The sequence below is a fragment of the Pseudonocardia sp. genome, from assembly GCF_025965585.1.
GTDB lineage: Bacteria > Actinomycetota > Actinomycetes > Mycobacteriales > Pseudonocardiaceae > Pseudonocardia.
In genome coordinates this window covers 1-6,740 of record NZ_JAOPWR010000103.1, presented here as the reverse complement: position 1 = coordinate 6,740, position 6,740 = coordinate 1, and the positions used below count along the sequence as shown (strand labels likewise).

The following is a 6,740-nucleotide window of genomic DNA, read 5'->3' as shown; positions in this document are numbered from 1 at the left end:
CTCGCCGTCCGCGTGATCGTCGACGGGGTGTGGGGCTTCGCCTCGCACGTCGAGCTCTCGCCGGAGCGTGCGGCGGCCACGGCCGAGCGGGCGGTGCGGGTGGCGCGCACGCTCGCGCCCGTCGCCGTCGAGCGGGTGGAGCGGGCCGACGAGCCTGTGCACGCGAACGCCGTCTGGGTCTCGGCGTACACCGTCGACCCGTTCTCGGTGCCGACGCGCGACAAGGTCGGGCTGCTCGCGGAGTGGTCGCAGCGGCTGCTCGCGGCCGACGGCGTCCACCACGTCCAGGCGGGCGTCGCGCAGGTGCGGGAGAACAAGTTCTACGCCGACCTGTCCGGCACCTCCACGCTGCAGCAGCGGGTCCGCGTGGCGCCGTCGCTGACGGCCACGGCCGTCGACCGCGCGGCCGGCGGCTTCGAGACGATGGACTCGCTCGCCCCACCCGCCGGACGCGGCTGGGAGTACCTCACCGGCGAGGGCTGGGACTGGGACGGCGAGATCGCGCTGATCCCGGAGCTGCTCGCGGAGAAGACGAAGGCGCCGAGCGTGCAGGCGGGCACGTACGACCTGGTGATCGACCCGACGAACCTGTGGCTGACGATCCACGAGTCGGTCGGGCACGCCACCGAGTACGACCGCGCCATCGGCTACGAGGCCGCCTACGCGGGCACCAGCTTCGCCACCCCCGACAAGCTCGGCACGCTGCGCTACGGCTCCGAGCTCATGCGTGTGACGGGCGACCGCACCATCGATCACGGGCTGGCCACCGTCGGCTTCGACGACGACGGCGTCGCCACCGCGCAGTGGGACCTCGTGCGCGACGGCGTCCTCGTCGGCTACCAGCTCGACCGCACGTTCGCGCCGCGGCTGGGTCTGGAGCGCTCCAACGGCTGCGCGTTCGCCGACTCGCCGCACCACGTGCCGATCCAGCGGATGGCCAACGTGTCGTTGCAACCCGATCCCGCGCGCGACACCACCACCGAGGAGCTCATCGCAGGTGTCGATCGCGGCATCTACGTCGTGGGCGACAAGTCGTGGTCGATCGACATGCAGCGCTACAACTTCCAGTTCACCGGCCAGCGGTTCTACCGGATCGAGGACGGCAGGCTCGCAGGCCAGCTGCGTGACGTCGCCTACCAGGCCACCACCACCGACTTCTGGGGCTCGATGGACGGCATCGGCGGTCCGTCGTCATGGCAGCTGGGTGGGGCGATGAACTGCGGCAAGGCCCAGCCCGGCCAGGTGGCGGCGGTGAGCCACGGCTGCCCGCCCGCCCGGTTCCGGGGCATCACCGTGCTCAACACGCGGGAGGAGGGCCAGTGAGGGCTCAGGAGATCGTCGAGCGGACGCTGGCGGCCGCGTCCCGGCTGACCGGCTGTGCCGTGCTCGTCCGGGAGTCGAGCGAGGCCGTACTGCGCTGGGCCAACTCCACGATGACCACCAACGGCCACACGACATCGGGCCGGGTCACGGTGATCGCGTTCGTGGCCGTCGAGGGCGGCACCGCGGCCGGCGTCGTCAGCTCGAGCGTCACGGTCACCGATGCCGCGCAGCTCGCCGACCTGGTCGCGGCGGCGGAGGCGGCCGCCCGCGACGCCGGCCCCGCCGACGACGCGTCGCCGCTGCCCCAGCCCTCGGGCACCGACCCCACCTGGGACGAGGGCGCCCAGGAGACCTCGATCGGCGTGTTCGGCCGGTTGGCCGAGGACCTCTCCGAGGTGCTGGCCGGGCCGCAGCGCCAGTACGGCTTCGCCAGCCACGAGCTCACCACCCTCTGGCTCGGCACCTCGGCCGGTGTGCGCAGGCGCTGGGTGCAGCCCACCGGTTCGGTGGAGCTGAACGCGAAGACCCCTGATCTCACCGGCTCCGCCTGGACCGGCGCGTCCACGGCCGACTTCACTGACGTCGACGTCATCGCGCTCGCCGCCGAGGCCGCGCGCCGTCTGGAGTGGGGGAAGCGACGCGTCACGCTGCCCGCGGGGAAGTACGAGACGCTGCTGCCGCCGTCGGCCGTGTCCGACCTGATGATCTACCTCGCCTGGTCGATGGAGGGCCGCTCCGCCCAGGAGGGCCGCAACGCGCTGGCCGGCCCGAACGGCACCCGCGTGGGCGAGCGGCTCACCGACCTGCCGCTGACGCTGGCCTGCGACCCCGCCGCGCCGGGCCTGGAGTACGAGCCGTTCCTCACCGCCACCAGCTCCGGCGAGGGCATCTCCGTCTTCGACAACGGCGCCCCCACGCGTCGCGTCGACTGGGTGCGCGGCGGTGTCATCTCCGAGCTGGCCTACTCCCGCGCCGAGGCGGCCGAGTTCGGCACCGAGTTCACGCCCGGCGGCGACAACCTGCTGCTCACCGGCGGCTCGGGCGCGTCGATCGCCGACATGACGGCGGGCACCGAGCGGGGCCTGCTGCTGACCTGCCTGTGGTACATCCGGCTCGTCGACCCCGCCACGCTGCTGCTCACCGGCCTCACCCGCGACGGCGTCTACCTCGTCGAGGGTGGGGAGGTGGTGGCCGAGGTGGACCACAACTTCCGCTTCAACTACTCCCCCCTCGACGTGCTGCGCCGCGCGACCGAGGTGGGCGCCACCGAGCGCACGCTGCCGCGGGAGTGGAAGGACTGGTTCACCCGCGCCGCCATGCCGCCCGTCCGCGTTCCCGAGTTCACGATGTCGTCGGTGTCGCTCGGGCGCTGACCTGGCCTCGTTCGTGGGATCCCCGATGGCGCGTACTCCCCGTGGTCGCGTGCACACGGCGCATCACCCGACCATCCGTCGTTCCGCCGGCGTGGCGCAGTACCCCTACCGGTCCCCTGCCGTTTCACTGTGCGGGGCGGAACGCCGAGGGACTGGGAGAGGGCTGCCGATGTCGTACGAGGTGGTCAGCGCTTACACCCTCCTGGTGGGGGACGGGGACGGTCCGCCGACGGTGAGCGTCCACACCACCGCCGACGACGCGTGGCGCGCCCTCGACGCCGCGATCCGGGTGCGCTGCGGCATGCGCGCCCGTCCCCGCCGCCGGATGGACGCCGACGCGGCCGCCCGCCTGGCCAACGCCTGGCGGGCCGGCGACCCGGACGTCCGCTACTGGAACGTGACGGTGCACCGCCTGCCGGTGCCCCTCCCGGTGATCGCCCGCCCGGCGGCGATGGCCGCGCGCTGACCTGACGCGCGGCAAGTCGAGGGATCCGCTCCCCGCGAGTCGACGCGACTGGCGGGTGTCATTCGGTGGGGAGGTAGCTGCGCATGCGGGCCAGGAGCTCCTCCACGCCGAGGTCGGGCGGGAGGGGCGTGCCGGTCAGGGTGCGCAGGTAGAGGCCGTCGCCGACGAGCTGGGCGAGCCAGGCGAGCACCGGGTCGGTCAGCTCCTCGCGCAGCGCGTCGTACTCCTCCGCGTGCACGACGGCCAGCGCGTCGCGCACGGCCTGCCCCGTCTCGGTGCTGTCGGCCAGCCGGAGGACGGCGAGGTAGCTGCGCGTGACACCGCCGGGAACGGCGCCGCCGGGTGCGGACGTGCGGATGTAGTAGGCGACCGCGCCGTCCGGGGCGCTGCGGATGGCGGCGGCGTCGGCCGAGCTGCGCTCGCGGAGCCGATCGAGGAGGCCGGTCACCAGGGCGTCCTTCGACGCGAAGTGGTAGAGCAGCCCGCCCTTGGACACGTCGGCCGCCGCGGCGACCGCGTCGAGCGTGGTGGACCCGGGCCCGTGTTCGATGAGGAGCGTCTCGTACGCGTCCAGTACACGGTCCCGGGCGCCTGCCATCGCCGCAGTCTAGGCCGTGTCCTGTGAGTCTCCGTTCGCGACAGCCGGGCCCAGGTGCCCCCTGACGGCACCGCCGGACGGTCCGGACACGGCCCGGTATGAGTCCGACCCGACGGCACCGTCAGGAACCACCTGGATCCCGCTCTCATCGAACGAGATCCAAGGACACGGCCCTGGGCGCGCGGGTGTGATGCGCCACTGTGAACCGGTTGGCAGGAATGACCAGGCGAACTGTACCGTCTAGACGGTATATATGCGCCGCCGCCACGTCGGTCGGCATGATCACCACGAAGCCCCTCACGGGCCGCTCAGGAGAAGTTCCGCCATGACCGCCACGTTCCCCGCCCTCCGCCCCGTCACCTCCCCGCCCCGCGCGGGCCGTCGCGCGTGGTTCGGCCTCGCCGTCCTGTTCCTGCCGACGCTGATCGTCGCCGTCGACAACACGGTTCTGGGCTTCGCTCTGCCCGCGATCAGCGCGGCCCTCGCACCCTCGGCGACGCAGCTGCTGTGGCTGGTCGACATCTACCCGCTCGTCCTGGCCGGTCTGCTGGTCACCATGGGGACGCTCGGCGACCGCATCGGCCGCCGCCGCACGCTCATGATCGGCGTCTCGGGCTTCGGTGCCGTGTCGCTCGCGGCCTCCTTCGCCCCCGATGCCGTGTACCTCGTGGGCGCACGCGCCCTCCTCGGCCTCTTCGGCGCGATGCTCATGCCCGCCACGCTGGCGCTGCTGCGCACGCTGTTCGTCGACCGCGTCCAGCGCCGGCTCGCGGTCGCGATCTGGGCCACCGGCTTCGCCGCCGGTGCCGCGCTGGGCCCGATCGTGGGAGGGGTGCTGCTCGAGCACTTCCGCTGGGGCTCGGTGTTCCTCATGAACGTGCCGGTGATGCTCGCGCTGCTGGTGCTGGCGCCGCTCGTCCTGCGCGAGTCGCGAGTGGCCGTCCCGGGCCGGCTCGACCCGATCGGCGTGCTGCTCTCGCTGCTCGCGATGGTGCCGTCGGTGCTCGCGATCAAGCTCCTCGCGCACGACGGCCCCACCGGGACGGCCGGGCTGGCGCTGCTGGTCGGCGTGGTCGCGGGTGTGCTGTTCGTCCGGCGCGCCCGGGCCAAGCTGGCGGCGGGCGAGGAGCCGCTGCTCGACGTCACGCTGTTCTCCTCGCCGGTGCTGCGGCTCTCGGCGCTCGCGAACGCGTCCACGATGTTCGCGCTCACCGGGCTGCTGTTCTTCTCCTCCCAGTACCTCATGCTGGTGCTGGACCTCTCCCCGCTCGCGGCGGGCGAGGTGCTGCTCCCCGGCTTCGTCATGACGATGCTGGCGGGGCTCGTGGCGTCGCGGCTGGCGCGGTACTTCTCGCTGCGGACCCTCGTGCCCGCCGGGCTGCTGCTCGCGGCCGCCGGCTTCCTGCTGTGCCTGGGGCTGGGCGGCGACCACGGCGTGATCGTGCTCGCCGGCGCGTCAGTGCTGGTCGGGACCGGCATCGGGCTGTCGGAGACGATCACCAACGACGCGATCCTCACGGCCGCGCCCGCGAATCGCGCGGGCTCGGCATCGGCCGTCTCGGAGACGGCCTACGAGATCGGCGCCGTGCTGGGCACCGCCGTGCTCGGCAGCGTGCTCACCGCCGTCTACCGGTCCGCGGTCGAGGTGCCCGCGTCGGTCGCTCCGCTCGACGCCGACGCCGCCCGGGAGACCCTCGGCGGTGCCGTCGCCACCGTCGGCAACGTGTCGGGAGGTGCCGCCGAGACGCTGCTCGCCTCGGCGCAGGCCGCGTTCGTCGACGGTGTCGGCGTCACGGCGCTCGTCGGTGCCGTGGTGATGGTGGCGGTGGCCGTGACGGTGGTGGTGGGCCTGCGGTCCCGCTGACCCGTCACGGGCGGAAGGCGTCGATCACCCGCGCCATCCGCGCCAGCGGTGCGGCGTCGGTGAGGCCGGGCAGGCGTAACACCACCTCACTGACGCCGGCCTCGGTCAGCTCCCGGAAGCGGCCGACGTGGTCCTCGACGGGGCCGGCGTGCACGCTCGCGGCGTACGCGGCCGGGTCCGCGCCACGCGGGCGTAGCGATCCGACCAGGGAATCGACCTCCGCCCGGTCGGCGCCGACCAGGGCCGTGGACAGGTGGGACAGCTCCACCGCGCGGCCGGTCACCGCGCAGTGCTTCCGGAGCACGGCCGCCTTCCGTGCGACGGTCGGCAGGTCTCCCATCACGTTGGCGACGTCGGCGTGCCGGGCGGCCAGCCGCAGGGTGCGCCGCTCGCCGCCCCCGCCGAGCACGATCGGCACGTGCCCCTGCAGCGGGCGCGGGTAGCCGGCGGTGTCGGGCAGATCGAGCACCCGTCCGCGGAACGGCTTCCCGCCCGGTCCCCACAGCACGGGCAGGGCGGTCAGGGCGTCCTCCAGCAACGTGTAGCGCTCGCCGACCGGCGGGAACGGCCACCCGTACGCCCGGTGCTCGGCCTCGAACCACCCCAGCCCCAGCCCGCAGACGGCGCGCCCGCCGCTCAGCACGTCCAGCGTGGCGACGATCTTCGCGAGGTGCCCGACGTTCCGGTACGTGACGCCGGTGACCAGTGTGCCGAGCCGGACCCGCTCGGTGCACGCCGCGAGCCAGGCGAGCGTCGTCCAGCTCTCCAGGAAGTCCTCCCACGCGCGCCCGACCTGCGGGATCTGCCGGAAGTGGTCCATCACGTAGATCGCGTCGAAGCCCGCGGCCTCGGCGCCCGCGGCGATCTCCCGCAGCCGGGGCGCGAGCGTCGCGACCCCGCCGGGGAACGCCGAGAGGTGTAGCCCGAACCGCAGCCCGACGGGACGCTCGCGCTGCCGCGCCTCCGCCTCCCCGGCGGCCGCGAACGCCGGCGGGACGACCCGCACCGGCTCGGGGCGCAGCACCTGGTCGAACCCCTCGCCGGGCAGCGCGTCCCGGGCCGTCGGCCAGGCGCGCAGCTGCGCGGTGAGCGCGGCGGCCGGCACGGGGTGCGCCC

6 protein-coding genes are annotated in these 6,740 nt (G+C 73.8%); 4 read left to right on the top strand and 2 right to left on the bottom strand.

Annotated features, from left to right (window positions below):
• From JWR81_RS06590 to JWR81_RS06580, 3 genes are all read left to right on the top strand, one after another.
• Nucleotides 1-1,323: TldD/PmbA family protein (locus JWR81_RS06590; RefSeq protein WP_297648113.1), on the top strand; the 1,323-nt coding region annotated here is incomplete at its 5' end.
• Complete coding sequence (locus tag JWR81_RS06585; RefSeq protein WP_297648110.1) at nt 1,320-2,696, top strand: metallopeptidase TldD-related protein; 1,377 nt, start codon at nt 1,320-1,322, stop codon at nt 2,694-2,696. The genes JWR81_RS06590 and JWR81_RS06585, both read left to right, overlap by 4 nt.
• Before the next feature lie 169 nt (nt 2,697-2,865).
• The gene (locus tag JWR81_RS06580; RefSeq protein WP_297648107.1) at nt 2,866-3,162 is read left to right on the top strand and encodes a hypothetical protein; all 297 of its coding nucleotides are present in this window, start codon (nt 2,866-2,868) and stop codon (nt 3,160-3,162) included.
• A 58-nt stretch (nt 3,163-3,220) separates the two neighbouring features.
• On the opposite strand, the gene JWR81_RS06575 is transcribed toward JWR81_RS06580, so the two are convergent.
• Entirely contained in the window at nt 3,221-3,760 is a 540-nt protein-coding gene (locus JWR81_RS06575; RefSeq protein ID WP_297648104.1) for a TetR/AcrR family transcriptional regulator, read from the bottom strand.
• Between the two features lie 325 nt (nt 3,761-4,085).
• On the opposite strand from JWR81_RS06575, the gene JWR81_RS06570 reads away from it, so the two are divergent.
• Nucleotides 4,086-5,624: an MFS transporter gene (locus JWR81_RS06570; protein ID WP_297648101.1), complete on the top strand. Its 1,539-nt coding sequence runs from the start codon at nt 4,086-4,088 to the stop codon at nt 5,622-5,624.
• Between the two features lie 4 nt (nt 5,625-5,628).
• On the opposite strand, the gene JWR81_RS06565 is transcribed toward JWR81_RS06570, so the two are convergent.
• On the bottom strand, nt 5,629-6,740 hold a 1,112-nt coding region (locus JWR81_RS06565), incomplete at its 5' end, for a TIGR03560 family F420-dependent LLM class oxidoreductase (RefSeq protein WP_297648098.1).